This is a genomic window from Gillisella vitis, assembly GCF_001541345.2.
Classification (GTDB): domain Bacteria; phylum Pseudomonadota; class Alphaproteobacteria; order Rhizobiales; family Rhizobiaceae; genus Allorhizobium; species Allorhizobium vitis.
The window spans coordinates 120,788-146,273 of record NZ_LMVL02000004.1 but is presented as its reverse complement, the minus strand read 5'-3'; the positions used below and the strand labels follow the sequence as shown (position 1 = coordinate 146,273).

The 25,486-nt window shown below is 55.9% G+C and carries 29 protein-coding genes and 1 pseudogene; 16 read left to right on the top strand and 14 right to left on the bottom strand.

Going from position 1 to position 25,486, the window contains the following annotated elements:
- Positions 1-25: 25 nt before the first annotated feature.
- Positions 26-1,054, bottom strand: coding sequence for an RluA family pseudouridine synthase (locus ASB66_RS15465; protein ID WP_060718472.1), 1,029 nt, complete (start codon positions 1,052-1,054; stop codon positions 26-28).
- 80 nt (positions 1,055-1,134) lie between these two features.
- On the opposite strand from ASB66_RS15465, the gene ASB66_RS15460 reads away from it, so the two are divergent.
- Together ASB66_RS15460 and ASB66_RS15455 are read left to right on the top strand one after the other, a co-directional pair.
- A complete protein-coding gene (locus ASB66_RS15460) occupies positions 1,135-1,515 on the top strand; it encodes a hypothetical protein (protein WP_114386709.1) in 381 nt (126 codons plus the stop codon).
- A gap of 8 nt (positions 1,516-1,523) precedes the next feature.
- Entirely contained in the window at positions 1,524-2,363 is an 840-nt protein-coding gene (locus ASB66_RS15455; protein ID WP_060718160.1) for a TrmH family RNA methyltransferase, read from the top strand.
- An 84-nt stretch (positions 2,364-2,447) separates the two neighbouring features.
- On the opposite strand, the gene ASB66_RS15450 is transcribed toward ASB66_RS15455, so the two are convergent.
- The 3 genes from ASB66_RS15450 to ASB66_RS15440 all read right to left on the bottom strand — a co-directional run bounded on the left by ASB66_RS15450 (position 2,448) and on the right by ASB66_RS15440 (position 4,236).
- On the bottom strand, positions 2,448-2,753 hold the full coding sequence (locus tag ASB66_RS15450) for a hypothetical protein (protein ID WP_060718159.1): 306 nt from the start codon (positions 2,751-2,753) through the stop codon (positions 2,448-2,450).
- Positions 2,750-3,472 (bottom strand): hypothetical protein, encoded by a 723-nt coding sequence (locus ASB66_RS15445; protein ID WP_060718158.1) that lies wholly within the window; start codon positions 3,470-3,472, stop codon positions 2,750-2,752. Before ASB66_RS15445 ends, ASB66_RS15450 begins: the two co-directional genes overlap by 4 nt.
- A gap of 176 nt (positions 3,473-3,648) precedes the next feature.
- Positions 3,649-4,236, bottom strand: a complete 588-nt coding sequence (locus tag ASB66_RS15440) for a DUF1134 domain-containing protein (RefSeq protein ID WP_060718157.1) — start codon at positions 4,234-4,236, stop codon at positions 3,649-3,651.
- A 179-nt stretch (positions 4,237-4,415) separates the two neighbouring features.
- Between ASB66_RS15440 and chpT the strand changes: the two genes are divergently transcribed.
- Positions 4,416-5,066 carry a histidine phosphotransferase ChpT gene (gene chpT / locus ASB66_RS15435; RefSeq protein WP_015916948.1) on the top strand — a complete coding sequence of 217 codons (651 nt, stop codon included), beginning with the start codon at positions 4,416-4,418 and terminating at the stop codon, positions 5,064-5,066.
- A gap of 285 nt (positions 5,067-5,351) precedes the next feature.
- The gene (locus ASB66_RS15430) at positions 5,352-5,711 is read left to right on the top strand and encodes a response regulator (RefSeq protein WP_015916947.1); all 360 of its coding nucleotides are present in this window, start codon (positions 5,352-5,354) and stop codon (positions 5,709-5,711) included.
- Between the two features lie 359 nt (positions 5,712-6,070).
- Here ASB66_RS15430 and ctrA read toward each other — a convergent pair whose 3' ends face one another.
- Positions 6,071-6,772, bottom strand: a complete 702-nt coding sequence (gene ctrA / locus ASB66_RS15425; RefSeq protein WP_015916946.1) for a response regulator transcription factor CtrA — start codon at positions 6,770-6,772, stop codon at positions 6,071-6,073.
- 445 nt (positions 6,773-7,217) lie between these two features.
- Between ctrA and ASB66_RS15420 the strand changes: the two genes are divergently transcribed.
- Positions 7,218-7,568 (top strand): hypothetical protein, encoded by a 351-nt coding sequence (locus ASB66_RS15420; protein ID WP_060718156.1) that lies wholly within the window; start codon positions 7,218-7,220, stop codon positions 7,566-7,568.
- A 734-nt stretch (positions 7,569-8,302) separates the two neighbouring features.
- On the opposite strand, the gene sciP is transcribed toward ASB66_RS15420, so the two are convergent.
- The 6 genes and pseudogenes from sciP to ASB66_RS15390 all read right to left on the bottom strand — a co-directional run bounded on the left by sciP (position 8,303) and on the right by ASB66_RS15390 (position 14,496).
- A complete protein-coding gene (gene sciP / locus ASB66_RS15415; RefSeq protein ID WP_015916944.1) occupies positions 8,303-8,578 on the bottom strand; it encodes a CtrA inhibitor SciP in 276 nt (91 codons plus the stop codon).
- A gap of 552 nt (positions 8,579-9,130) precedes the next feature.
- Positions 9,131-9,811: a sugar transferase gene (locus tag ASB66_RS15410; RefSeq protein ID WP_081089047.1), complete on the bottom strand. Its 681-nt coding sequence runs from the start codon at positions 9,809-9,811 to the stop codon at positions 9,131-9,133.
- A 288-nt stretch (positions 9,812-10,099) separates the two neighbouring features.
- Entirely contained in the window at positions 10,100-11,137 is a 1,038-nt protein-coding gene (locus ASB66_RS15405) for a DUF2793 domain-containing protein (RefSeq protein WP_060718155.1), read from the bottom strand.
- A gap of 227 nt (positions 11,138-11,364) precedes the next feature.
- Positions 11,365-12,147, bottom strand: a complete 783-nt coding sequence (gene cysQ, locus ASB66_RS15400; RefSeq protein WP_081089045.1) for a 3'(2'),5'-bisphosphate nucleotidase CysQ — start codon at positions 12,145-12,147, stop codon at positions 11,365-11,367.
- A 74-nt stretch (positions 12,148-12,221) separates the two neighbouring features.
- Positions 12,222-12,809: pseudogene (gene cysC / locus ASB66_RS15395) on the bottom strand (adenylyl-sulfate kinase); the annotation flags it as partial.
- Between the two features lie 520 nt (positions 12,810-13,329).
- Positions 13,330-14,496: a multidrug effflux MFS transporter gene (locus ASB66_RS15390; RefSeq protein ID WP_234613097.1), complete on the bottom strand. Its 1,167-nt coding sequence runs from the start codon at positions 14,494-14,496 to the stop codon at positions 13,330-13,332.
- On the opposite strand from ASB66_RS15390, the gene ASB66_RS26745 reads away from it, so the two are divergent.
- Complete coding sequence (locus tag ASB66_RS26745) at positions 14,390-14,845, top strand: hypothetical protein (protein ID WP_234613118.1); 456 nt, start codon at positions 14,390-14,392, stop codon at positions 14,843-14,845. The two genes, ASB66_RS15390 and ASB66_RS26745, sit on opposite strands and share 107 nt — an antisense overlap.
- Positions 14,846-14,853: 8 nt before the next feature.
- Positions 14,854-15,480, top strand: coding sequence for a TetR/AcrR family transcriptional regulator (locus ASB66_RS15385; RefSeq protein ID WP_060718152.1), 627 nt, complete (start codon positions 14,854-14,856; stop codon positions 15,478-15,480).
- Between the two features lie 27 nt (positions 15,481-15,507).
- Here the strand turns inward: ASB66_RS15385 and ASB66_RS26255 are convergent, their stop codons facing one another.
- Positions 15,508-15,678, bottom strand: coding sequence for a hypothetical protein (locus ASB66_RS26255; protein WP_156586011.1), 171 nt, complete (start codon positions 15,676-15,678; stop codon positions 15,508-15,510).
- Between the two features lie 64 nt (positions 15,679-15,742).
- On the opposite strand from ASB66_RS26255, the gene ASB66_RS15380 reads away from it, so the two are divergent.
- The 9 genes from ASB66_RS15380 to minE all read left to right on the top strand — a co-directional run bounded on the left by ASB66_RS15380 (position 15,743) and on the right by minE (position 23,536).
- Positions 15,743-16,645 (top strand): branched-chain amino acid ABC transporter permease, encoded by a 903-nt coding sequence (locus tag ASB66_RS15380; protein WP_070149762.1) that lies wholly within the window; start codon positions 15,743-15,745, stop codon positions 16,643-16,645.
- A gap of 4 nt (positions 16,646-16,649) precedes the next feature.
- Positions 16,650-18,041, top strand: coding sequence for a high-affinity branched-chain amino acid ABC transporter permease LivM (gene livM, locus ASB66_RS15375; protein WP_060718150.1), 1,392 nt, complete (start codon positions 16,650-16,652; stop codon positions 18,039-18,041).
- Positions 18,041-18,916 (top strand): ABC transporter ATP-binding protein, encoded by an 876-nt coding sequence (locus ASB66_RS15370; protein ID WP_060718149.1) that lies wholly within the window; start codon positions 18,041-18,043, stop codon positions 18,914-18,916. Before livM ends, ASB66_RS15370 begins: the two co-directional genes overlap by 1 nt.
- Entirely contained in the window at positions 18,916-19,644 is a 729-nt protein-coding gene (locus ASB66_RS15365; protein WP_041697011.1) for an ABC transporter ATP-binding protein, read from the top strand. Before ASB66_RS15370 ends, ASB66_RS15365 begins: the two co-directional genes overlap by 1 nt.
- Before the next feature lie 54 nt (positions 19,645-19,698).
- Complete coding sequence (locus ASB66_RS15360) at positions 19,699-20,052, top strand: DUF6867 family protein (protein ID WP_060718148.1); 354 nt, start codon at positions 19,699-19,701, stop codon at positions 20,050-20,052.
- 134 nt (positions 20,053-20,186) lie between these two features.
- Entirely contained in the window at positions 20,187-21,302 is a 1,116-nt protein-coding gene (locus ASB66_RS15355) for a branched-chain amino acid ABC transporter substrate-binding protein (RefSeq protein ID WP_060718147.1), read from the top strand.
- 228 nt (positions 21,303-21,530) lie between these two features.
- Entirely contained in the window at positions 21,531-22,331 is an 801-nt protein-coding gene (gene minC, locus ASB66_RS15350) for a septum site-determining protein MinC (protein WP_060718146.1), read from the top strand.
- A 132-nt stretch (positions 22,332-22,463) separates the two neighbouring features.
- On the top strand, positions 22,464-23,279 hold the full coding sequence (gene minD, locus ASB66_RS15345; protein ID WP_060718145.1) for a septum site-determining protein MinD: 816 nt from the start codon (positions 22,464-22,466) through the stop codon (positions 23,277-23,279).
- Positions 23,276-23,536, top strand: a complete 261-nt coding sequence (minE, locus tag ASB66_RS15340) for a cell division topological specificity factor MinE (RefSeq protein ID WP_060718144.1) — start codon at positions 23,276-23,278, stop codon at positions 23,534-23,536. The genes minD and minE overlap by 4 nt, the downstream gene beginning before the upstream one ends.
- A gap of 377 nt (positions 23,537-23,913) precedes the next feature.
- Here minE and ASB66_RS15335 read toward each other — a convergent pair whose 3' ends face one another.
- Together ASB66_RS15335 and ASB66_RS26485 are read right to left on the bottom strand one after the other, a co-directional pair.
- The gene (locus tag ASB66_RS15335; RefSeq protein WP_147274049.1) at positions 23,914-24,618 is read right to left on the bottom strand and encodes a hypothetical protein; all 705 of its coding nucleotides are present in this window, start codon (positions 24,616-24,618) and stop codon (positions 23,914-23,916) included.
- Positions 24,603-25,265 (bottom strand): hypothetical protein, encoded by a 663-nt coding sequence (locus tag ASB66_RS26485; RefSeq protein WP_171430930.1) that lies wholly within the window; start codon positions 25,263-25,265, stop codon positions 24,603-24,605. Before ASB66_RS26485 ends, ASB66_RS15335 begins: the two co-directional genes overlap by 16 nt.
- Positions 25,266-25,486 lie beyond the last annotated feature (221 nt).

Genomic DNA, 25,486 nt, shown 5'->3' with positions numbered 1-25,486 from the left:
GCTAACGTTTAACGGGGCAAAGGGTTCATGCGATATCGCGTAGCGCCTCGATAATTGTTTCCATGTCGTCAGGGATAGGGGCTTCGAAATGCATGACGTCGCCAGTGGTCGGGTGTTCGAACGCCAAGAGATAGGCATGCAGCGCCTGGCGGTGGAAATTATTGACGATGGCCTTTGCCGCCTCCGGCAGCAGATTGGCCTTGGTCTTGAAGGCGGCGCCATATTCGGGATCGCCGATCAGCGGATGGCCGATATGGGCCATATGCACCCGGATCTGGTGGGTGCGGCCGGTTTCCAGCCGGCATTCCACCAGCGAGGCGAGGCAGGTGGCATCCGGCTTTTCGCCATACCGCTCCATCACCTCGTAATGGGTGATGGCTTCGCGGGCGTCATCGGTATCCTCGCGCTTCACGGTGCGCTTGGTGCGGTCGCCAGCCCGGCCAAGGGCGGCGTCAATGGTGCCACGCAGCCCACGCGGACGGCCCCAGACGAGCGCTTGATAGGCCCGTTCCAGCGGGCCGCTGCGGCCATGGTCGGCAAACTGGTCGGCCAGATGCCGGTGGGCAATGTCGTTCTTGGCAACGACCATCACGCCGGAGGTTTCCTTATCCAGCCGGTGGACGATGCCGGGACGCTTCACCCCGCCAATGCCGGAGAGGCTGTCGCCGCAATGGTGGATCAGCGCATTGACCAGTGTTCCGGTCCAGTTGCCGGCACCCGGATGCACGACCAAACCGGCGGGCTTTGACAGCACGATCAGGTCCTTGTCCTCATAGAGCACGGTGAGCGGAATATCCTCGCCCTTGGGTTCGGGGTCTTCCGGCTCCGGCATGGCGATCACCAGCTGGTCGCCGGGCTTGACCTTACGCTTCGGCTCGGTAACGGCTGTGCCATTGACGAAGACCGCACCCTGTTCGATCAGGGCTTTGACCCGGTTGCGCGACAGGTCGCCGCCCAGGCTTGCCGCCAGCCAGGCATCCAGACGGCCTTCGGCGTCCTCACCGGCAATCAGCTCTTTCCTTGGCTCGCCTGCTTGTTTAAAGGGGTCTGTCATAGCGCATCCTGTCTTTCGGCCCTTGTGGCCGAGGCCCAATGGGCGGCAGAGCAGCTCCATCAGGGAAAGGTTTAAGTTTCATGAGCCAAGTCGAGACCGACGAACAGAAAGACAAGCCGCTCGATCCGGTGCTCGAAAAAGTTCGCCGCAAGATGGTGCGTTTGCAACTCGTCTCGGCGGCCATCATGTTTGTCAGCCTTATGGCCGTGTTGACCGCCGTTGTCTACAAGGTCAAACACGCACCAGCGCCGGAAAAGACGCAGGCCGGAGGCCTCACCATCCCCTCCGACCAGCCGATGGCACTGGCCGCCCGTCTGCCCGCCGGTTTCAAAGTGACCTCCACGGCGCTGTCAGGCACGCAGATCCTGTTTTACGGCACAACAGCCGAAGGCCAGTCCAAGGCCTATGTGTTTGATCTGTCGGTGGGCCGGATGATCGCTGATGTCGCGATCACGCAATAGGCCGAAGCATGGTTCAGTTCGTCACCATCACCGATCCGCAGGACCTGCGGATCGCTGCCTTTAGCAATATCCGCGAGCGCGACCTGACCGGGCGCGAGGGCCGGTTCATTGCAGAAGGCACAGTGGTGCTGCGCATGTTGTTGGCGGCGCATCTGGCCGGGCGTGGTATTCGCGCCGAGGCCCTGCTGCTGTTGGAAAACCGGTTGGCGGGTCTCCAGCCGCTTCTCGACCAATGGCCGGATGAGCTGCCGGTCTATGTGGCTAGCGCTGCCGTGCTGGATGCCATCGCTGGCTTTCACCTGCATCGCGGCGTGCTGGCGCTGGGCAACCGGCTGACCGCGCCCGACGCCACGCAGCTGATTACCGGCTTGCCGCAAAACGCCCTGGTTCTGGTCGGCTGTGGCATTTCCAACCATGACAATGTCGGTTCCATGTTTCGCAATGCCACCGGCTTCTGTGCCGATGCGGTGCTGCTCGACGAGACCAGTTGCGACCCGCTCTATCGCAAGGCGCTACGGGTCTCGGTCGGTTCGGTGCTGACCATGCCCTATGCGCGGGAACACAGTGCCATTGCGCTCTTGTCGGCACTGGATGCGGCTGGCTTTCTGGTGGCGGCACTGACACCATCAGGAACCACGGAGATCGGTGATATCGCCTCCGGTCTTGGCAACCGGCAAAGGCTGGCGCTGGTGGTCGGCACAGAAGGCGAGGGACTGCCCGCAGACGTACTTGCCCGGTTCATGACCGTGCGGATCGCCCAATCACCGCAACTCGACAGCCTCAACCTCGGCACCGCCAGCGGCATCGCGCTGCACAGTGCGGCTCGGGCGCTGGGTAAATTAGGGTAGGGGATTTTGTCGCAATAGTTGGTCTATTGGCATGGTGATGGCCCCTCATCCGGCTGCGCCGTCCTATTCTACGACGCGATAGGCTCAATCGTTCAGAAGATCCGGCGCCAGTGCCCTGATCCGGTCCAGCAGCGGTTGCGGCGCATCGTCGCTGGGGGCAGGGTGTGCCAGCAGGGCCGGAATCGGCGATGGTTCACCTTCCTTGCGGGCGGTGAACACGATCATCCCGGCGGCGATTTCGGCGATTTCAGCGCGCAGAGCCGCGTCCTCGACGCCATCGCCAGCAAGCAGCTGGGAATTGAGCGCTTCGCTGCGCTGGCGCAAGTCGTCGGCGAGCGTTTCCAGTGCCTTGGGCGTGGGGTGCTGCATGTCCGGGCGGCTTTTGCTCATTTGGCGACCTGTTGCACAGGGGTTTCGGTCTTTTGCAGGCGTTCCAGCCGCTCTTCCAGCCTCAGCACTTTGTCTTCCTCCTGGAGAAGCCGTTGCTCTGCCTTCTGGGCGCGGCTGGCGGCGGCCTTGGCCTCGTCGCGCAATGTCTCGCGTTCGGTGCGCAAATCCTGGAGGCGCAGTTGCAGGTCTTCTGTCTGGTGCTTGTGACTGGTGGTTTCCCGATTGCGGGCGGCCAGGTCCGCCTCCAGGCGGGCCAGCTTGGCTGTCAGCGCCTCGATGTCGAGATCGCGGCTGGCGACCATCGCTTCATGGCGCTGTAGCGTGGCTTTCAGTTGTTCCATCTGAGCTTGGTTCTGGCGAAGTTCGACGCGCAGTGACCCTGCCTCAGTGCTCATGGCGTGGATCTGCTCCTTCAGCGCATCCTCTGCTCCGAGCGCACGGATCGCTTCCGCCTGGGCCTGATCGGCGGCTGCCTTGACGGCGACGAAATACTCCCGCTCGCGGCGCAGGTCATAGGACAGTTTCGCATTTTCGGCGGCATAAACGGCGCGGACCATGTCCTTCTGGGCACGGACTTCCTCCGGGCCGAGAGGGGCGGTGGCCCGCAGACGCCGCTCGGTATAGGCAACGATGCGGCCATGGATGGCAGGGCTGATCAACGCCGCCAGAAGGGCTGCGGCGGCAAATCCCAATGCAAAGAGCAGGGCGTATTCGATCACGGCGGTGCCATATCCGTTAGAGCGGTTCCCAAAGTGTCAGATGACGGTCCAGATGCACATTATCTAAATCAAAACCCTGTGCCATTCCATCGACGTTTGTTCATGTTCGGCAACAGCACGGCAAAGATGGAGGTGCGATACGGCGGACCGGCCTGTCACAACCAAGCCGGTGCCGATCAGAAGGGGTTCCAGGTGGAGGATTGCGTCAGCTTCAGATAGCCGACATTGACGCCAAGCCTTGCGCCGACGCCGGTGCGGATCGGCACCAGAACCATATTGTTGTTTTTCAGTGCCGTCATGCCGACGCCAGCCACCACATAGGCCGAGCCGCTGACGCCGCCATAGCGGCTGTAGAGGCTGCCGACGGCGGGCAGGTTATAGACCAGCATCATCGTGCGGCTGCCATTGCCACCGTAATCGATGCCGAGCGACGGCCCCTGCCAGAAGACGGGGTGCTGACCGGCATTCTTGGTATAGAGCGTGCCTTCCCCATAGGTGAGGCCAGCAATAAACGCGCCGGAGCCTTCCTGGCCAAGGATATAGCCATTTGGCAGGCCGTATTGCCCGAACGCCTTCTCGATCACCTTGGCCAGCGCACCGCTGGTCGAGCCGAAGAAGGAGTGGCCGGCATCGACCACTTCCTGCATGGTATACTGATCGCCCTGCGCCATTGCAGTCGCGGGCTGCGAAACAACACTTGCCGCAACCACGCCAGCCGTTACAATCCAGGTCCTGAAAAGGTCCCGAATGATGGAAAAGCGCATCGCTTCCTCCTCGGATATGAATAGAATCGGCTCTGATGAGACCGGACTTCCATCTTGATGACTTCGTATTAACAATGGGTTTACCAAATATGGTGTCATTATGGCGTCGACATCATGCGGCTTGATGGGACAGCTATGCCTCTCAGCCGATAACAGACTTTGCCGTCGAGGAGAATTCGATGCTCAAGAACGTAAACCTAACGCTGGCCGGACCCGATCTGGCAGCCCTGCTGTGCAGCCGTGTCTGCCATGATGTCATTTCGCCTGTCGGCGCCATCAATAACGGGCTGGAATTGCTGGATGAAGGCGGGGCGGATGCCGATGCCATGGACCTGATTCGCACCAGCGCGCTGAACGCTTCGGTTCGTTTGAAATTCGCCCGGCTGGCATTCGGGGCCTCAGGCTCAGTCGGTGCGTCGATCGATACCGGCGAGGCCGAGAAAGCCGTTAAGGATTTCGCCGCAGCCGAAAAGAAAACCGAAATCACCTGGAACGGTCCGCGCGCCATTATCGCCAAGAACCGCGTCAAACTGCTGATGAACCTGATGCTGGTGGCCTACGGCGCTATTCCGCGCGGCGGCTCGCTGGACGTGACGCTGGAAAATCCGGAATATGACGCGAAATTTACCATCGTCGCCAAGGGCCGCATGCTGCGGGTGCCGCCAAAGTTCGCCGAGATCTGCAATGGCCAGATGGAAGAAGCCGTCGATGCCCATTCTATCCAGCCCTATTATACCGTGCTGCTGGCCGACGAATCATCGATGGAGCTGAAATACAGCATCGGCGAAGGTGAAATTACCTTTACTGCCGAATCAGTTGCCGCCGGCTGATCACGTATAAAGATGCTCGACGGCGCCCGGTGTCTCAGTCTTCCGGCGCCGTTTTCCGTTCCCATCCGATGCGGGTAATGTTTCCTTAGTCTTCTGGATTTACCTTTGATGTAGCGCAGATATTTCAAATCCATTGAGGGTTTGAAATATGGGCAAAGTCAGACCGCGGGCTGCGGCGACAATGGGTAAAGACGCGGTGCACGGGGCGCGCCACTTGCTCTTTTGGAAAATTGCTTAATCTTTTTGATGTTTAAGCAAGGTCCAGGGCATCGAAAGGGGATCGGCATGAAGAACCTGATCATTGCTGACTCGTCAGATATCGTTCGTAAGGTTGGCCGTAAAATTCTGTCCGAACTGGGTTTTGGAGTGACGGAAGCATCCACGGCGCGCGAGGCGATGCTGGCGTGCGAAGCACAATTACCGCATGTGATCATCGTTGATTCGGGTCTGGAAGGCGCCCTGGGATTGATTACCAATATCCGGGCCATGCCGGAGGGCAAAACGGTGCGGATCTTCTATTGCGTCATCGAAGCCGACCTGAAACACATGATGCAAGGCAAACGGGCTGGCGCCAGCGACTTCCTGCTGAAGCCCTTTGACCGGAAAACACTGACCGAAGTGTTCAGTGACCGCGAAGCCGCCTGATCTCGAATCATTCCAGACATGGCGGATTTATCCGAAAATCGGTTGTTAACGTTCGGTCCGATGCTCTCGTTTCGAGACGATCTCCTCGCCTTGAGGAGAGATGCCTGGCAAGGCAGAAGGGGGAGGCGGCGCTGAAAACGTTCGTGTCGTGGACCGTAATTCCAATTCTCGGCACGATTCTCTCAATGCATCGTCTGTCCCTATTATCGCGGGTTACAGCAATCTATTTTCTTCAACGCAAAAAAGTCCCGGCAATGCTGGGACTTTTTTGAGATCACACGATCTCGCGCGGGAGTGGCACTGGTGGGGATTTACGGCGAGGCGTTACGAATAACGCCCGCTGTAACGACAAACCGGTGTCAGGCCGTTTCCATATACTCGGCACTGTCAGGTTCGCGCAGCACATAGCCACGGCCCCAGACGGTTTCGATATAGTTTGCACCGCCGGCTGCATTGGCCAGCTTCTTGCGAAGCTTGCAGATGAACACGTCGATGATTTTCAGTTCCGGCTCGTCCATGCCACCATAGAGATGGTTAAGGAACATTTCCTTGGTCAGCGTGGTACCCTTGCGGAGCGAAAGCAGCTCCAGCATCTGGTATTCCTTGCCGGTCAGGTGAACGCGCTGGCCACCAACTTCGACGGTCTTGGCGTCGAGATTGACGATCAGTTCGCCGGTGATGATGATCGACTGGGCATGGCCCTTGGAACGACGAACGATCGCATGGATGCGGGCAACAAGCTCGTCCTTGTGGAACGGCTTTGTCATGTAATCGTCAGCGCCGAAGCCGAGACCGCGAACCTTGTCCTCGATGCCGGCCATGCCGGACAGGATGAGGATAGGTGTCTTGACCTTGGACAGGCGAAGCGTTCTCAAAACCTCGTAACCCGACATGTCGGGAAGATTGAGGTCCAGCAGGATGATGTCGTAGTCGTATAGTTTCCCGAGGTCGACGCCTTCCTCACCGAGATCGGTGGTGTAGACGTTAAAACTTTCGGACTTGAGCATCAGTTCGATGCTCTGCGCTGTGGCGCTGTCGTCTTCGATGAGTAGAACCCGCATAATTATCCCCTTTACCGCCGCCGAAAGGTCTGAATGGCCCACTACGCGATACGGATCCAGTCGTTGCCTGATTTGAAGGCTGCCACCAAATGGTTAACAAATTCTGATTCACTCTGGCAAGGTGTAACGAATTTATTAAGCATAATGCTTAGCCTCCTGATTCATATGTCATTTTCTCATCGCCACAGATGAATCGAAAAGGGAAGAAAACCCCTTAAGCGATTCAATTGACTCATCATTGTCATTGTCCTGCATTTTGGACCCGGGCATTTACCGACCTTTAAAAGATCTCCCTTATCATTAACGATGCCCGTAAACGAAAGGTTACCAAAGGTAGTTTTTTGTTAACGTCGTGAGATTTTTTCGCGGTGATTCGTTTAAATGTCAGCGGGCGATGTCAAAACAGAGTGACGGCGGGATGTCTCGCATCACGGGAGTATTGCGTATGAAGTCGCGTGACAGCCTAGTTCGCCTGAAGGCATTTCAGGTTACCGAGAAGCGTCGGCAGCTGCAACAATTGCAGTTAATGATGTCTGAATTTGAACGTATGGCCAAGGAACTGGAGAATCAGATTTCTCTGGAAGAAAAAAAAGCGGGCATATCAGATGCCTCGCATTTCGCCTATCCGACTTTTGCAAAGGCCGCCCGCCAGCGTGCCGATAACCTGCAGGATTCGATTCGCGAGCTGAAGGTTCAGCAAGATGCGGCAGAACTGTCGTTGGAATTGGCCGAGGCCGAACATGCCAAGGCCGCCGCGTTGGAAGAGCGCGACAATCAGCAACGGGTTCGCGCTTAACGGCGAAGATCCTGATCGTAGATGACAAAGGCAGGCAGGGAATGGGACCTGCTCGATGATGGTTTCATTGCCTGGCCGTTCACATGGAATGGAACGGCCTTTTCATCCGCGACCACATGATATTTATTTTATTAGATAGTTGCCGGATCAAGGATGCCCACGGCGGCATCATGCAAAAAACCTTCGCTCACCCATTGCGATAATCAGCGATTTTGCATCGGTGTTCCCCACACGGTCCACGGTTCGGTCCAATGTCCGGACCGATCCCCTATGAAGCCGACATCTGTGATAGGTGAGGGGACAGCAGCTTCCCTTGCAAACCATTCACATCCCAACGTCCTGTGGTGACTGGGAAGGCGTCTGGGTTAACCGAAGGCTGAAAAAGCTTACGGGAGTTGCCTGGGGCACATTCGACGGAGTGGAAATCGAAAAATCAAATCTCTCACGACAATCGGCTAGACGTAATGCCGGTCGGTTGCCTGGCTTTGTCACGGAGGCGTAACGCTTCCGATTGCAGATGCGCCTTGTCGGGTTATACCCTGTAGCCCCGCTGGCCTTATTCAATGCGATATTTAAAATCGGTATTGTCGTGCTTTTGCAAATATCTCAAATACCCTGAGGCATCTGAGATATTTGCAATTTCTTCAAGGCAGGGTCTGGCAAGGCGAGGGTGTGGTCGACCTCTTCGAGCCTTCGTCTTCAGGCCCGGCCCCAATGCCAAGCCCCGTCTGGCGTTAATGACGGTATTGCTGGATACGGGTCGTTCTCAAGCCCTGCAAGCCATGATCATTGATGGAGGCCTGCCATGACAGGAATTCCTCCACGGTCAGCGTGTAGCGTTCACACGCTTCTTCAAGGCTCAACAGGCCACCGCGCACGGCAGCCACAACCTCTGCCTTGCGGCGGATGACCCAGCGACGGGTGTTTGCTGGCGGCAGGTCGGCAATTGTCAACGGACTGCCGTCAGGGCCGATAACATATTTAACTCGCGGGCGTATCGTTTCGGTCATTGGACTCTCTAATACAAACTCAAGACCACAGACCAGAAATCTAACGCCGCACCTTTAAAAATTACCTAAGCACCGGGTAACAATTTGATAAGAATTTTAGGGACTTGGCCAAGGCTGCTGATGTCACGTAGAAACGGCGTTTTCGGATGAAGACGACCCTCTGACCGGCCGCTCGCAAGTTCGAAATCACCAATTTTATGTATATATATCGTCTATCACAAAGTTTATTGCCGTTAAGCTGTCTATCCTAATTGGTTTCTACTCAAGACAAATTGCGTAAAGTTTGATCCCGGTGGAATCCAAGGGTTTGAATTTAATAATTCGTGATCGGTGGAGCGTTCTGACTTGACAGATTTTGGCTTTTGGCTAAGCGCAGTGCGAATCAATGGCACCAAGAGAGGGCTTGGACGGACTAAACTGCTGGGTGGCACGCTACGGCGTTGCGTTTTTTCGAGACAAATTTGTCGAATGTGGAAAGAATTTGCAGTCTCTCTCCCCGCTGGAAGAGTTTTTACGGGATAATTCCGGCCAGATCAGGTGAGATCCTTCTCTTTAAAAGCCTTTGCCGCAGGTCAGTTCGGAATGGATGGTGCCGAGAATGATCTTGATATCGAGCCAGAACGAAAAATTATCCACATAAAACAGATCGGCAGCGATCCGGGCGCGGGCTTTGGCGACGGAACCGGTTGGTCCACGCAGGCCGCGCATCTGGGCAAGGCCGGTGAGACCCGGCTTGACCTGATGACGGTGATGATAGTCGGCAACCAGATCCTCATAGGGCATGCCAGCGGCCAACATGCCGATCGCGTGGCAGCGCGGCCCGACCAGCGACATGTCGCCCTTCAACACATTCAGTAATTGCGGGAGCTCATCGATATTGGTGCGTCGCAGGACCGCACCGACCGCTGTAATACGCGGATCGTTTTCGGTGGTTTGCCGCACGCCGCTATCGTCACATTCTGCGGCATACATGGTGCGGAATTTGTAGATGCGGATTTTCTGCTGGTCGCGGCCCCAGCGGATCTGCCGAAACAGGACCGGACCGGGGGAGGTGAGCTTGATCAGCGCGGCGACCGACAGCAGAAACGGCAGCAAGATCATCAATGCGCTGATCGCGATCAGGATGTCGAGGCTTCGTTTTGCAATCAGATGAATTCGATTTCTTGAAATGCGTGTCCGTCGTCGGTTGATGCGACGTGCCTGAAGGCCTTGCTGTGCATGCGGTACACCCATTCCAGCCTCGTCCCTCCTGGAACAGCCGATCCGATTTTGCCGGTGTCGACTGTTCCAGATTCTTGGTTGCGTGCAGTTGCGGGCAGAGTGTGTTTCCTCCGCTTTCGCACCGCCATTTGTTCCCGACTAAAGTTCTTGTGGCTTATGTAGTCCCAAATAGGGCGCTCGTCATGAACAAACTTAACGAATGGTTAACCTTCTGAAACAAGTGTTTCTTCTTGGGTCTATTTTCTCAAATCGGAACATTGTTGCCATTTTGCTACGCCGGTTTGGCGACGATAGTGCGCGTCATATTAGAAATATCGAAAATTTAGCGCCCGCACCGGTGCTGGCAAATGTGGCCGTGCCATTATGCAACAGGCTGATTTCGGCTCCGGCGTCCAGCATGATCAGGGCTGTCGCGTGGGTCTCTGTCGCGACTGTCGTGGTGCCAATGGTGATCTTTGCAAGGCTCGTCTGGGCGCTATCCACTACGGTAGCAGTATAGGTGTTGGTCGCTGTCGTGGAGAGAGTGAGCGTGATCAGGTACAGCCCTGCGACTGGCACTTTCAGGCTTTGGCCATTGCCGCTTGCCGTGGCGGTGGCAAGCAGCATATTGCCCTGACTGATGACCAGCCCGTTAAAGCCGGTGACCATGCCGCCGGTAACCGCAAGGGACGGGCTGGTCAGTTCGGCCCGAGCGGCGGGTCTTGCCGGCTGGGTGACGGTGCCGTCGCCACTAATCAGCAGGGCGGTGGTCCAACTGCCACTGTCATTGCAGACTTTGATGCTGAACTGGTCCGAGCCGGCCAGCCCCATTTCGGCGCGACCTTGCCAGTTGGACTGGTAAAGAAGCGTTGCCGTATTGCTCTCGCCCGCCTTGTTGAGTTTGAACCTGTTGTCGCCACCGGCATGATTGAAAAGCACGGCATCGCTCGACACGGCCAGCCGATTGGTATCATCGGCCGTGGCATTGATACCAAGCCGGGTAAAAGAGGCCGTGTCGGGCAGGGCAAGGTCCTGCCAGGCGGTGCCGTCATAGGTCTGTAATCGGCCCGTCGTGCGGACATAAGCGCGCCAGCCAGCGGCGGGCACCAGGAAAGCCCAGCTGTCATCCTGCCAGGCGGCGATATGTGCTTCCTTGCCAGCCCAGGCATCCGTCGCGGTGGCAGCCACCCAGTAACAGGAGCCGGCGGCAGGAGAGGCGGGAGGCTTGGTAAGAGTGTCTTCAATCACAAGCTGTGTTACCGCATCCAGAACCAGCAGCGCCTCGTTATGAGTGACATGTTTCTGGGCTTGTGAGGGCAGGATATAAGGCAAATCGAGGCGTGGGCTATTGTCTGCCATGGTCATCTCCATCGATATGGAGCGATATCCGGTTGGCACACAAAACCTGCCCGGAGATCGCATCCTGTCAAAATCCGGAGCGTGGCCGAGCCGAGGTGGTCGGCAGGCCAGGCTCCAGCGCTCGCGCCATTATCGGTGCGGGCGTTTGACGGTGGATAAGACCGATAGGAGAGATCTGTTTTTTCAGGCAATTCCCGGTTTCGTGTTCACGCGGGAAGGCGGAAAGCTCAGGCCTGCTTGCCACCCCAGGCGATGAAGGAGGGATTGGCGAAGTCGCTATCATTGAGCTGATCGCGTTTGCCGTAGAGCAGCGGTGCGCCGTCCGGCCCGACCGTCATGCCACCAGCTGCCCGCAGCACGGCGTCGCCTGCGGCGGTATCCCATTCCATCGTTCGGCCGAACCGTGGATAGACATCGGCCGCCCCTTCCGCCACCAGGCAGAATTTCAGCGAGGAACCGACGGAACGGGTATCGGTTATGGCGTGGGTTACCAGGAATTCTTCGGTTTCCGGACCACTATGAGAGCGGCTGGCCACGGCAATCATCTTGGCCGAAGGGATGCGCACGGAGATGGACTGGCGCGAAACCGGTTGGAAATTGGCATCAATCTCGATTTTCAGCGCACCACTACGGTCGCCAATATAGGCCTGGCCGCGCGCCGGAGCATAGACGATGCCGATGACCGGAACACCGGCCTCGATGAGCGCGATATTGACCGTGAAATCGGAACTTTTGCGAATGAATTCCTTGGTGCCGTCAAGCGGATCGACCAGAATGAAGGGCTGGCCCCTGGTCTGTGGAATATTGCCGGCGGCAACGGCTTCCTCGGCCACCACGGGAATAGCGGGAAACTGCGCAGCCAGGGCGGCAAGAATGATCGCTTCCGCCCGCTCATCGGCCTCGGTCACCGGTGAGGCATCGCTTTTGGTGCGCACCGTCGGGCCATTGTGGAACACGTCCATAATATCGCGCCCAGCGGCGATTGCTGCCTTTTCAAACAAATCGATCACGTCATGTCCCTCAAAAAACGCAGGCTAACACGATACGTGTTCAATTTTTCCACTCTATTTGTCCATATCTTTTATCAGGCAGGCACGATTTCTGTGAGGTAGCGAATCACCTGGTTGGCCATTTCCGTTGGATTGGCCTGCGTGGTCTTCAAATGAATATCCGGATTTTGTGGCGCCTCGTAACTGGAGCTGACCCCGGTAAATTGCTTGATCTCTCCCATCAGCGCCCGGCGATAAAGGCCCTTCGGATCGCGCCGCATGCATTCCTGCAAGGGCGTATCGATGAAAACTTCGATGAATTCGCCGTCTGCCATCAGGGCGCGGGCCATGTCACGGTCGGCCTGAAAGGGAGAGATGAAAGAAACGATCACGATCAGGCCAGCATCCGCCATCAGCTTGGCGACTTCAGCCACCCGGCGGATATTTTCCACCCGGTCGGTATCGGAAAAGCCCAGATCGCGGTTCAGTCCGTGGCGGACATTGTCGCCGTCGAGAATATAGGTGTGGTATCCTTGGCTATGCAGTTGGCTTTCCAACGCGTTGGCGACAGTGGATTTTCCCGAGCCAGACAGGCCGGTGAGCCAGATCACCCGGGGATGCTGGCGTTTGATAACGGCACGAGCTTCACGGCGGACCTGCAATTGCTGCACGACGATGTTTTGCTGTGACGTCACGATTGTCCTCGTGTCATGCGCTGCTATCATCTTTCGGCGTTTCCCCTCGAAACGATGGCCATATTTTTCTGCCGTCTGCCTGCTTAAGTTTAGTTTATAACGATTGAATCGATGAATGAAAGTGCCTTTTATTGCCATTTCTTAGGAGGGCATCTACACTGTGGACCGCATTTCCCGTTTTGATCAATGTAAAATATCTCAAGCTTATCAGTGGCTTGAGGCATTTGAAAGTTAAATACGAAAGGTCATTTTCAATGGACGCCTCGTATTTCTTTCCACAGAACCCTGTGATCGACACCGCAAAAGGCGGGCGGCATCGCTATGCATGCGCGCAGCTCTTCAGCTTGCAATAGGATTGAATAAACAGGAGCTGTCAAGGGCAAGCGGCAATGCTTGCCCGATCGTTTTACTGCATAATTCCTTAAAGCGAAATCGATTCAAATCGAGAATTATGTAGCATATGTAAACAGTTACCGCGCCGGTATTCGCGCAAAATTTCCGATCCTCATCAGGCTTTTTCAGGAACTGTTGTCTCTTGCCGGTCCTCGAAAAATACCTGGGTAACAAGTACAGCCAGGATACCGCAACCGGCCATGACGGAAACAAGAGGCAGTGCGGTGCCGTTTTCCAGCAAGCCGAGGACAAAGCTGGACAGGGCGCCTGCGCCGAAGGAAAGGCCTCCCGCCAGGGCGGCGGCGGTTCCGGCAATGGTGCCATGGGCTTCCATTGCCAGCACGTTGCAACCCGGCATGATGCCGCCAATGGACATGACGAGAATGAACATCAGGATGCAGGTGACCGTCAGGCTATCGGTGCCGGTCAGCTGGGTGGCGACCAGTATCAGGGCGATGACCGTATAGAGCAGCACGGAGCCGCGTACCGCGGCCTTCACGCCGAACCGTGTGGCAAACCGGTTGCAGATCTGTGTGCCGATACCAAGGCCGATTGCGTTGGTGCTGAAGATAATCGAGTAACTGATGGCCGAAAGCCCGTAGACCGTCATCAGCATGAAAGACGACCCGGCGATATAGGCGAAGAATCCGCCCTGGACGAGTGCCATGGTGCCGGCATAGGGGATGAAATTGCGGCTGATCAGCAAGCCGCCATAGGTAATGAGGGCGCGGCTGGGTTTGCTGGAAGCGCGGTCGGCCGGCAACCGGGTTTCGGGAAGCCAGATCGCGACGACCAGCAAGCATAGCGCCGCATAACAGCCGAGCAATACGAAAATCATCTGCCAATTGGCAATTTTCAGAATGAGACTGCCGGCAAAGGGTGCGAGGATCGGGGCGACGCCGATGACCAGCATCACCATGGACATCAGCTTTGTGGCTGCCGGGCCGGTATGCGTGTCGCGGATGATGGCTGTTCCGATGACCATGCCAATCGAGCCGCCTACGCCCTGTATGAAGCGCCATACCAGCAATTGTTCGCCGGTCGATGCGGTCAGACAGCCGAAGGAGGACAGGCAGAAAATAGCCAATGCCACATAAATTATCGGCTTACGGCCGGTCCTGTCGGAAATCGGTCCGTAGAACATTTGCCCGATGGTGAAGCCGGAAAAGAACGTCATGACGGACAGCTGGATTGTCGCGGCTGTGGTCGATAAGCTCGTAGCCATCAGCGGCATGGCGCCCAGATACATATCCGTTGCAAGTGGCCCGATGGCACAGATCATGCCGATCGAGATGGCTAGAACGAGGGTTTTTCGGTCCATTTTCATATTCCTGAATCTGACCATGCCCGCCATACATCTTTGCCGCCCTGCACATGAAGCACCATGCGTTTCCCTTGACGCATTTGCGCTGCTGCATGATTTCTACCCTGAACCCGATGCGGTTCAGAAAATCATGCAGCAGCTCGCCTTTGGTTCGTTGTTTGCGCAGTCGTCTAGATGTTTGAATGCCGCAGAATTGATCTTTTACCATTTCGGTCTGATAAATTATGCGTTAAGCATGGAAACGTTGTCGTTTCCTCCCGGCGATCAGGAAACGCTTTCGTTTCCGTTTGTCAAGTCGAAAGTGTGAGAAGATCGATGTCCGAACAGCAGCGAGTGGTCATGCGTCTGCCGGTTATGCCGGATGAGGAACGGCGTGAGCGTATTCTCAAGGCTGCCGAAGTGGTGTTTGACGCTATGGGCTTTGGCGATGCGACCATGGAGGAGGTAGCGCGTCTGGCTGGCATGGCGAAGAAGACCGTCTACCGGTTCTTTCCCGATAAGCGCTGCTTGTTTACCGCGTTGATCCAGTCTCATGATCAGTTGCAGATCGAAATCGGTGGCCAGCGTGGGCAGACGGCGGACCCGCGTGAAAGGGTTCGGCTGGCGCTCGAGGCTTTGGCACGGTTCGTCTTGTCGCCACGCCAGATTCTGGTGACTCGGCTGATCATTGCCGAAGCGGGCAAACATCCCGATCTAACCCGGCAGTTTTACGAGGATTGTGTCGAGAATTTTCGAGCCTTTCTGGCGCAGGAGCTGGATTTCCACGTCGCGGTCAGCCCATCCGAGGGGGTTGATCGCCGCGATATTGCCGACATCTTTGTCGGGGCGGTCCTGGGACCGTTGCAGACGAAGGTTCTGATGTTCGGCAAGCAGGGGGAGGATCTGGACAGCGAAATCCGCATGCGTGTGGACCTGGCGCTACGGCTGCTGATGCCGTCGTAAAAAACAACGAAACCATCCAGGTTTTTTTCATTCGGCAAGTTTACCCGGAGTCATCTGCGCGCTTTTTGAGCGCAATTCCAGGTTTAATGCCGAATTTGTGCAAAAACTGCCGATATGTTGAGCAATTGACAGAAAAATACGCGCTGCAAAGCTTTTAGGCTTCACATTTTTGTCGAAACCGATATCAAATCCCTCCAACACGAAGAACCCGAATGGGACAACATATGGATGCTGCGTTTGATCGGCATCCGGGGGATAATGTATGGATTATTTCATCCAGCAGCTTATCAACGGGCTGACGCTTGGTTCGATTTATGGCCTGGTGGCAATTGGCTATACGATGGTCTACGGGATCGTCGGCATGATCAACTTTGCCCATGGCGATATTTTCATGCTCGGCGGTTTTGCCGCCTTGATTGTTTTTTTGCTTCTCACGACATTTTTTGCAGGCATTCCAGTGGCTTTGGCGCTGCTCATCATGTTGGTTGTGTCGATGGTGATGACCGGCTTGTGGAACTGGACCATCGAGCGGGTCGCCTATCGGCCCTTGCGCGGGTCCTTCCGGCTGGCGCCGCTGATTACGGCGATCGGCATGTCGATTGCGTTGTCCAACTTCATTCAGGTCTCGCAAGGCCCTCGCAACAAGCCAATTCCGGCGCTTGTCAATGATGTCTATCACTTCGGCGCCATCACCGTGTCGCTGAAGCAGATGATCATCGTCGCGGTAACGGCGGTGCTGCTGGCGGCCTTCTGGTATATCGTCAACAAGACGCCGCTTGGCCGTGCTCAACGCGCCACCGAGCAGGACCGTAAGATGGCGGCCCTTTTGGGTGTCGACGTCGACCGGACCATTTCCGTCACCTTCGTGATGGGGGCGGCGCTGGCTGCCGTGGCTGGTACCATGTATCTGATGTATTACGGGGTTGCCTCCTTTACCGATGGCTTCATTCCCGGCGTCAAGGCCTTTACGGCGGCGGTTCTGGGCGGCATCGGCTCTTTGCCGGGCGCTGTTCTCGGCGGCTTGCTGATTGGTCTGATCGAATCCCTGTGGTCCGCTTATTTCACCATCGCCTACAAGGATGTCGCCACGTTCGGCATCCTGGCTTTCGTGCTGATTTTCAAACCGACCGGCATCCTGGGCCGTCCCGAAGTCGAGAAGGTCTGAGATCATGGCAAATATCGACGTTTCTGCCGTCAAGGCGCAGCCCGGCCTGATGGCGCGGGCCTTGAAAGAAGCCGTGTTCGCTGGCTTGCTGGCGCTTGGCCTGTTCGTACTGTTCATCGGCATCAAGACCGACCAGGACATCAACAATGCCCTGGTCTGGTATACGCGCTGGGGCCTTCTATCGATTTTCGTGGCCATTGCCGCTATTGGCCGGTTTGCTGTGGTCGCTGTCTTGCGCCCCTGGTCGGCGGCGCGCAAGGCGCAGGCCGCTGCAAAGCCCGCTGCCGCCGCTGGCGCCCGACCGTCGTTCTTCAAGACACATTTCCTGAAGATCGCGCTTGTGGCGCTGATCCTCTATCCGCCGGTCATTCTCTTTCTGGTCGGCACGCAGGGCTCGCTGAAATATGTCGATAACTTCGGCATTCAGATCCTGATCTATGTGATGCTCGCCTGGGGATTGAACATCGTCGTCGGCCTGGCCGGGCTGCTCGATCTCGGCTATGTCGCCTTCTATGCGGTCGGTGCCTATTCCTACGCGCTGTTGTCGCAGCATTTCGGCCTGTCCTTCTGGCTGCTGCTGCCGATATCAGGTATTCTGGCCGCCTTCTGGGGCATCATGCTCGGCTTTCCGGTGCTGCGTCTGCGGGGAGATTACCTCGCCATCGTCACGCTGGCCTTCGGGGAAATCATCCGGTTGGTGCTGATCAACTGGACGGATGTTACCCAGGGCACGTTCGGCGTATCGGGCATTCCCAAGGCGACACTGTTTGGCATTCCCTTCGATGCCTCGGCCCATGGCTTCGCCAAGACCTTTGGCCTGCCGATGTCCTCGGCCTATTACAAGATCTTCCTGTTCTATCTGGCGCTGGGGCTGTGCATGCTGACTGCCTATGTCACGATCCAGTTGCGGCGCATGCCGATTGGCCGGGCCTGGGAAGCGCTGCGCGAAGACGAGATCGCCTGCCGTTCACTTGGCATCGACACGGTGAAGACCAAGCTGACGGCCTTTGCCATCGGCGCGATGTTTGGCGGTTTTGCCGGGTCGTTCTTTGCTGCCCGCCAGGGTTTCGTGTCGCCTGAAAGCTTTGTCTTCCTGGAATCGGCGGTTATTCTCGCCATCGTGGTTCTGGGCGGCATGGGGTCTCTGACCGGTATCGCTGTCGCAGCCATGGTTATGGTTGGCGGTACGGAGTTGCTGCGCGAGATGGAATTCCTGAAACACGTGTTCGGACCGGATTTCACCCCTGAACTCTATCGCATGCTGCTGTTTGGCCTGGCCATGGTGATTGTGATGCTGTTCAAGCCGCGCGGCTTTGTCGGCAGCAGAGAGCCGACGGCCTTCCTCAGGGAGCGCAAGGCCGTCTCCGGCAGCTTTACCAAGGAGGGTCACGGCTGATGACCTCCGGGACGCAAATCATGAACAATGACCCAATTCTGACGGTCGAACACCTGTCGATGAAGTTCGGCGGCTTGATGGCCATCAACGACTTCTCTTTTGAAGCCCGGCGCGGTGAAATTACCGCGCTGATCGGCCCGAACGGAGCGGGCAAGACCACTGTCTTCAACTGCATTACCGGCTTCTACAAGCCGACAATGGGGATGGTCACCCTGCGCCAGAAGGCCGGCAAGGAATTCCTTTTGGAACGCCTGACGGATTTCGAGATCACCAAAAAGGCCAGGGTGGCCCGAACCTTCCAGAATATCCGGTTGTTTTCCGGCCTGACCGTGCTGGAAAACCTGCTGGTTGCCCAGCACAATGCGCTGATGAAGGCCTCCGGCTATACGGTGCTCGGTCTGCTTGGCTTGCCCGCTTACAAGAAGGCGGCGGCATTGTCGATCGACAAGGCGCGGTTCTGGTTGGAGCGCGCCGATCTGATCGAGCGGGCCGACGACCCGGCTGGCGATCTGCCCTATGGCGCGCAGCGGCGTCTCGAAATCGCCCGCGCTATGTGCACGGAACCAGAATTGCTTTGCCTGGATGAGCCTGCAGCCGGTCTCAATCCACGGGAATCGTTGGCGCTCAACACGTTGCTCAATGGTATCAGGGACGAAACCGGCACATCGATCATGCTGATCGAGCACGATATGTCGGTGGTCATGGAAATTTCTGACCATGTCGTGGTGCTGGAATATGGTCAGAAGATTTCCGATGGCACGCCGGATCACGTGAAGAACGACCCGAAGGTCATCGCGGCCTATCTCGGTGTCGAGGATGAAGAACTGGACGACGCGATTTCCGATGTGGAAGCCGTGGCCGGAGGCAAATTGTGATGACTGCTGAAGCTCTTTTGAAGGTTGAGGCCGTCGAGACCTATTACGGCAATATCCGCGCGCTTGGCGGTGTCAGCGTCGAGGTTAAAAAAGGCGAGATCGTCAGCCTGATCGGCGCCAATGGTGCTGGTAAATCGACGTTGATGATGACGATTTGCGGCAGCCCGCAGGCCCGCGCCGGTCGGGTTATTTTCGATGGCATGGACATTACCAAGATGCCCACCCATCTGATCGCTCGCCAGCGCATCGCCCAATCACCGGAAGGGCGGCGGATTTTTCCGCGCATGACGGTGATGGAAAACCTGCAAATGGGTGCCGGTCTCGACAATCTCAAATATTTCCAGGAGGATGTCGAGAAGATCTTCACGCTGTTCCCGCGCCTGAAAGAGCGCCACGCCCAACGCGGCGGCACGCTTTCCGGCGGAGAGCAGCAGATGCTGTCGATTGGCCGGGCGCTGATGGCGCGGCCAAAGCTGCTATTGCTGGACGAGCCGTCGCTGGGGCTGGCGCCTTTGATCGTCAAGGGGATTTTCGAGGCGATCAAGAAGCTCAACCAGGAAGAAGGGCTGACTGTGTTCCTGGTCGAGCAGAATGCGTTTGCTGCGCTGAAACTGTCCGACCGCGCCTATGTCATGGTCAACGGACTGGTGACGATGAGCGGTTCCGGCCGGGAATTGCTGGCCGACCCTCAGGTGCGTGCTGCCTATCTTGAAGGCGGACGGCATTAATCGCCGTGCCGTGCTGATAAACTGCGGATAAAAAGACCCCGGAGGGGAAAAGACATGCAGGGTTTGTTTTTCGATACGGATGATCAGGTGCGGATGGTGCTGCGTTTTCTCGTGGTGCTGCTTGGCTTCTGGACCGCATGGCGCACCGGCAAGGCCGTTGCCGAAAACTGGGAAGGCTATGGCCGGGTGCTGATCTACACACTGCTGCTGGCGCTGGTGATGCGGTTTCTCCATCATGCCCTGTTTGCGGGGTCGATGCTGGATATCGGTCTTTACGCGATGGATTTTGTCGTTCTGCTGGTGTTTTCGATGGTCGGTTTCCGCCAGCGACGCACCCGCCAGATGGCCGGTAACTATTACTGGCTCTATGAAAAAACTTCCCCGCTTTCTTGGAAGAAGAAAGATTGACAGTATCGTTTTTCTCGCCTCTGATGGCCGGGGAAATTGCAATAATAAAGAGTGGAAGAGTTTTCCGGCGCAATCTAGGTGGGTGTTGCGCGGGGGATCGAATGAAGCCCGCCCTAAAAACTGGGAGTATCAGAATGAAGAAGTCGCTTCTTTCAGCCGTGGCGCTGACAGCCATGGTTGCCTTCAGCGGCACCGCCTGGGCTGACATCATCGTCGGTGTCGGCGGTCCCCTGACAGGCCCGAACGCTGCTTTCGGCGCACAGCTCCAGAAGGGTGCCGAACAGGCCGCTGCCGATATCAATGCAGCCGGCGGCATCAATGGCGAAAAGATCAAGATCGTGCTCGGCGACGACGTGTCGGATGCCAAGCAGGGCGTTTCCGTCGCCAACAAATTCGTGGCCGATGGCGTCAAATATGTGATCGGCCACTTCAACTCGGGCGTATCGATCCCGGCTTCTGACGTGTATGCCGAAAATGGCATTCTGCAGATCACGCCAGCCTCCACCAATCCGAAATTTACCGAGCGCGGCATGTGGAACACGTTCCGCACCTGCGGTCGCGATGACCAGCAGGGCGCGGTTGCTGGCAAATACATTGCTGAAAAGTTCAAGGGCGTGAAGGTTGCCGTCATTCATGACAAGACCCCTTACGGTCAGGGCCTTGCTGACGAAACCAAGAAGGCCATGAATGGTCTGGGCGTCAAGGAAGTCATCTACGAAGGCATCACCCCCGGTGAGAAGGACTATTCGGCTCTGATCGCCAAGATGAAGGAAGCCGGCGTCGGCATCGTTTACTTTGGCGGCCTGCACACGGAAGCTGGCCTGATCCTGCGTCAGATGGCTGACCAGGGTGTCAAGGCGACCCTGATGTCGGGCGACGGTATCACGTCCAACGAACTGGCCTCGATTGCTGGCGACGCCGTTAACGGCACGCTGATGACCTTCCCGCCGGATCCGCGTAACAACCCGAACGCTAAGGACGCGGTCAAGAAGTTCCGCGACGCTGGTTTTGAGCCGGAAGCCTATACGCTGTATTCCTACGCCGCTCTGCAGATCATTGCTGACGCTGCCAAGGCTGCCGGTTCCACCGATCCGGAAAAGGTTGCTGAAACCATGAAGGCCAAGGGTCCGTTCACCACCGTTATCGGTTCGATCGGCTTTGACGCCAAGGGCGACATCACCCGTCCCGACTACGTGATGTACACCTGGAAGAAAGGCCCTGACGGCAAGTATTCCTACTTCGAAAACTGATTTCTGCAGGCATTGCCAGTGGAGACGAAAGCCCGGCCTTGCGCCGGGCTTTTTGCATTGCACGCTTCAGTGGTGTTTGCGCGCAACCGCAAAATTAATTTTCTAACGATTTGAATATTATAGCCAATTAGCATCATCCATATCGGTTGTCTTAACGGATTGGAGTGTCGCGTTAACCTTTTGTTAACCAAATCAGCCGTAAACCATCTCAACGATTTGTTCATAAAGATGACCGAAGTGCTAACAGAACCCCGCTCAATCCGTATCAAAGGCCGTTCGTTTCTGGCGGTGGTGCTTTCGCCGGACCTGCCGGTTGATAACTGGCTGGAAAGGCTGGACGATCTGGCCTCGCGCTCGGCTGGGTTCTTCCTTGGTCGCCCGGTGGTTCTCGATGTAGCGGAACTGGCGATCAGCCGGGATGAGCTGAAGGCCCTGATTGCCGAGCTGTCCAGCCGCAATGTCAGCATCATGGGTCTGGAAGGCGCGCGTCCGTCGATGGTGGAACGCGGCATGCCGCCGATCCTCAAGGGTGGCCGCCCGGTTTCCGATGTTGACGTGCCGAAGGCCGAGCCTGAATCACCACCAGCCGACGAGAAGAAAAAGACTGGTAAAGCCACCAAAGCCTCCGGCAAGAGTGACGAGATCGGCGAGACTGAAGCACCCCAGGCGATGATAACTGCGCCGCAGGCTCGCTCCGTGGTGCAATCCTTGTTGCTGCATGAGCCGGTGCGCTCTGGCCAGTCGGTGATTTTCACCGAAGGCGATGTGACGGTGATCGGTTCGGTTGCCTCAGGCGCCGAAATCATTGCCGGTGGGTCGATCCATATCTACGGCGCCTTGCGGGGTCGGGCGATGGCGGGGTCGGTCGGCAATGCATCGGCGCGGATTTTCTGCCGCAAGATGGAGGCCGAGCTGCTGGCCATCGACGGGATCTACAAGATGGCCGAGGACATGCCGCCGGAATTGCTGGGCAAGCCTGTCCAGCTCTGGCTGGAAGACGATGTCATCAAGGCTGAAAAAATGGCCTGATGCTGGTTTGAGCCGCGCGGACGTCAGCTTGACGCCGACTCCGCTGGTTAAAGTTGACGTTTAATACGCTGGAAATTTGGTCCAGCGCGACCCGAAGCTTGTGCCGCATGCGGCGAAAGACAGGAGAATGAAATGGGGAAGGTCATCGTTGTGACATCAGGCAAGGGCGGCGTCGGCAAGACGACCTCCACGGCTGCCCTTGGTGCGGCACTTGCCCAGCGCGGCGACAAGGTTGTCGTGATCGATTTTGATGTCGGTCTGCGCAATCTCGATCTGGTCATGGGCGCCGAGCGCCGGGTGGTCTACGATCTCGTCAACGTCATCCAGGGCGATGCCAAGCTGCCGCAGGCGCTGATCCGCGACAAGCGGGTCGATACGCTGTACCTGCTGCCGGCCTCGCAGACCCGCGACAAGGACAATCTGACGCCCGAAGGCGTGGAATGGGTGATCACCGAGCTGAAAAAGCATTTCGACTGGGTGATCTGCGATAGCCCGGCCGGGATCGAACGCGGTGCGACGCTGGCCATGCGCCACGCCGATGTCGCCGTTGTCGTCACCAACCCCGAAGTGTCTTCGGTGCGCGATTCGGACCGGATCATCGGCCTGCTCGACAGCAAGACCCTGAAGGCCGAGCGCGGCGAGCGGATGGAAAAGCACCTGCTGCTGACCCGCTACGATGCCACCCGCGCCCAGCGCGGCGATATGCTGAAGGTCGAGGACGTGTTGGAAATCCTCTCCATCCCGCTGCTCGGCATCATCCCGGAAAGCATGGACGTGCTGAAAGCCTCCAATATCGGTGCGCCGGTGACGCTGGCCGATGCCAAGAGCCTTCCCGCCCAGGCCTATTTCGAAGCTGCCCGCCGTCTGGCTGGCGAGGAAATTCCGGTGTCCATGCCCGAGGAAAAGCGTGGCCTGTTCGGCAAGATTTTCGCACGGAGGGCCGCATGAGCATCTTCAACCTGTTCCGCAAGCCAACCTCGGCGCCGATGGCGCGGGAACGGCTGCAAGTCCTGCTCGCCCACGAACGCGCCGCCCAAGGCTCCGACCTCGTCGCCATCCTGCGCGAGGAAATCCTGGCCGTGATCTCCAAACACGTCCAGGTTGATGCCGACAAGGTCCGCATCAAGGTGGACCGTGACGAGCACGTGTCGATTTTGGAGATCGATGTTGAGATTCCAAGAGATGCGCAAGCGCTAGCGGCTTGATGGGGTAGGGCTGGCTGGGGTGGCTGGCTTGAAGCAGATATGAGATTTTTCAGCCGCAAAGTGAGAGCTTTGCGGCTGATTTTGTTTGTGATGGTGCTGGTAGGGCTAGCGGCTGTCGATCAAATTGTGATGGAAGGCCTTACCGGATTTCATCGATTAGGCGCGCATGGGTGTTACGCCGTGAGGCTTCTCGGTCGTCAGCGCAAATCGGATTGTCCAATTTAGGTGCTTTGGCGATCTTATACGAAGATTCATTGAAAATGACTCTTCATATTCCCCTTTAAAATATCTCAAGGCTCTGACGCTTTTGAGATATTTTCATTTTCTTCAAGTCGAGGATGCGTCAGCATCTTCGAGACTTGGTATTAATTTCTGGATTATTTTTTTAATTGCCATTCAGATAATTGATTTTTTATATACTCGCGTATTTCTGGTATTAATGAAATATTCTTGCCGTAGACAGTGAAATTGATAATTAATTTATCATATGCTGCATAGCTGTCGCACCTATTTATGTGGCCACTTTGTGTCTGAGTTGTTGTAACGTCTGCGCATGTGCCAAGCCAGAATGAAAAAACATCAGTTTTGTCTTGGATAGCCGCGGGTTCAACAGAAAATAGATACCATTCATCGCTATGCGGTTTTTTTAAAATATATCCTTGTTCGCTTTTGGTGGCATGGTATCGAGCGTTTGCAATATATGTCATGATTTCAGGATTTTTGGAGTAAGCCCAGAATTCAAAATCGGATAATGGGGTTATTCTTAAATATAGATTGTTTGATAGTAGTTCTGCCTTTTTTTCATAATTTTGAATTTTCTTAATTATTGTATTGGCTGGAATCGTTAGAGATGCGCTTTTGTCCGTATCAAGGCCTAGTATTTTATAATACAACTCGTCATTGGGTTGGGAAATGACAAAAGATGCAGGTATTTTAAATAATATATTTCCAATTGTTATTGTTTTGTATGTAATTTCGTCGTTTGATTCGAATGAATATTCCATAGTATTTTCTGTTTTTGATGCTCCCATAGCCATTAATTGCAGACAAAATAGCGACATGATTTTTAATGAGTGTCGCATGAAGAACGCCAAATGCCGCTTGTAATATAGGATTCAACGCGAAATCCGAAAACAGGCGATCCACCAAATGTTCCGGCGGGCAATCCAAATTCCCCGAAGACTTTTGCGTGATAATCGTAGAATTGTCCGGGATTTAATAAACCAAATTTTCCAATTTTATCTGCGCCTACTGCTTTTAAATGCTCTTGCATCAGTCGTTCTCTGATCGCACTGATATTTGCGCTCTGCCAATTGTACTTTAAAGACATTCCCCGGACGCGATTGTTGATTGCATGTCCCCCAGTAATATAATCCATTATATTATTTTTAGGGTTTAGAGAATTTAAACCATGTACAGCGACTAGATCATGTTGGAGGCTTCGCAACTCCCAAAATCGTCCTGGCTCATGATTGATTAACGCCGATCGCTCTTGAAGCGTCGGTGTCATTCCGTCAAAAGTCTTCGACACATAATCTCTGTTTCGCTGCCTGCCTTCTTCGTCCTCATTGCCTGGCATTAGAGAGGCTTGGCTTTCAACACTGTAGGTGCGGCCTAAGTCCTGAGCTTCTCTTGAAGCTGTTTCATTTCTTTCTATTTCATGGTGATCGAAAGAATCGATTTGAATCTCACCGCCATCCGCATGGCCGTTGCGGTCACTTTTGTTCACCGGATTATTGCTTGCATACGAATACCTATTCGTCCCAACACCCGGAATATTGGGGTCTCAGCTATCTGGAGATATAAAGCGCGCACTTGCTGTATGCTGAGCAAAAAATGCGAACGCAGAAAATATAGTCAGCAAAAATATATTATGGCGCATAACATAATCCCAATTCTCTCTTTTGAAAATTACCTTATATTTAACTGCTTTGCCACCGAAATCATTAT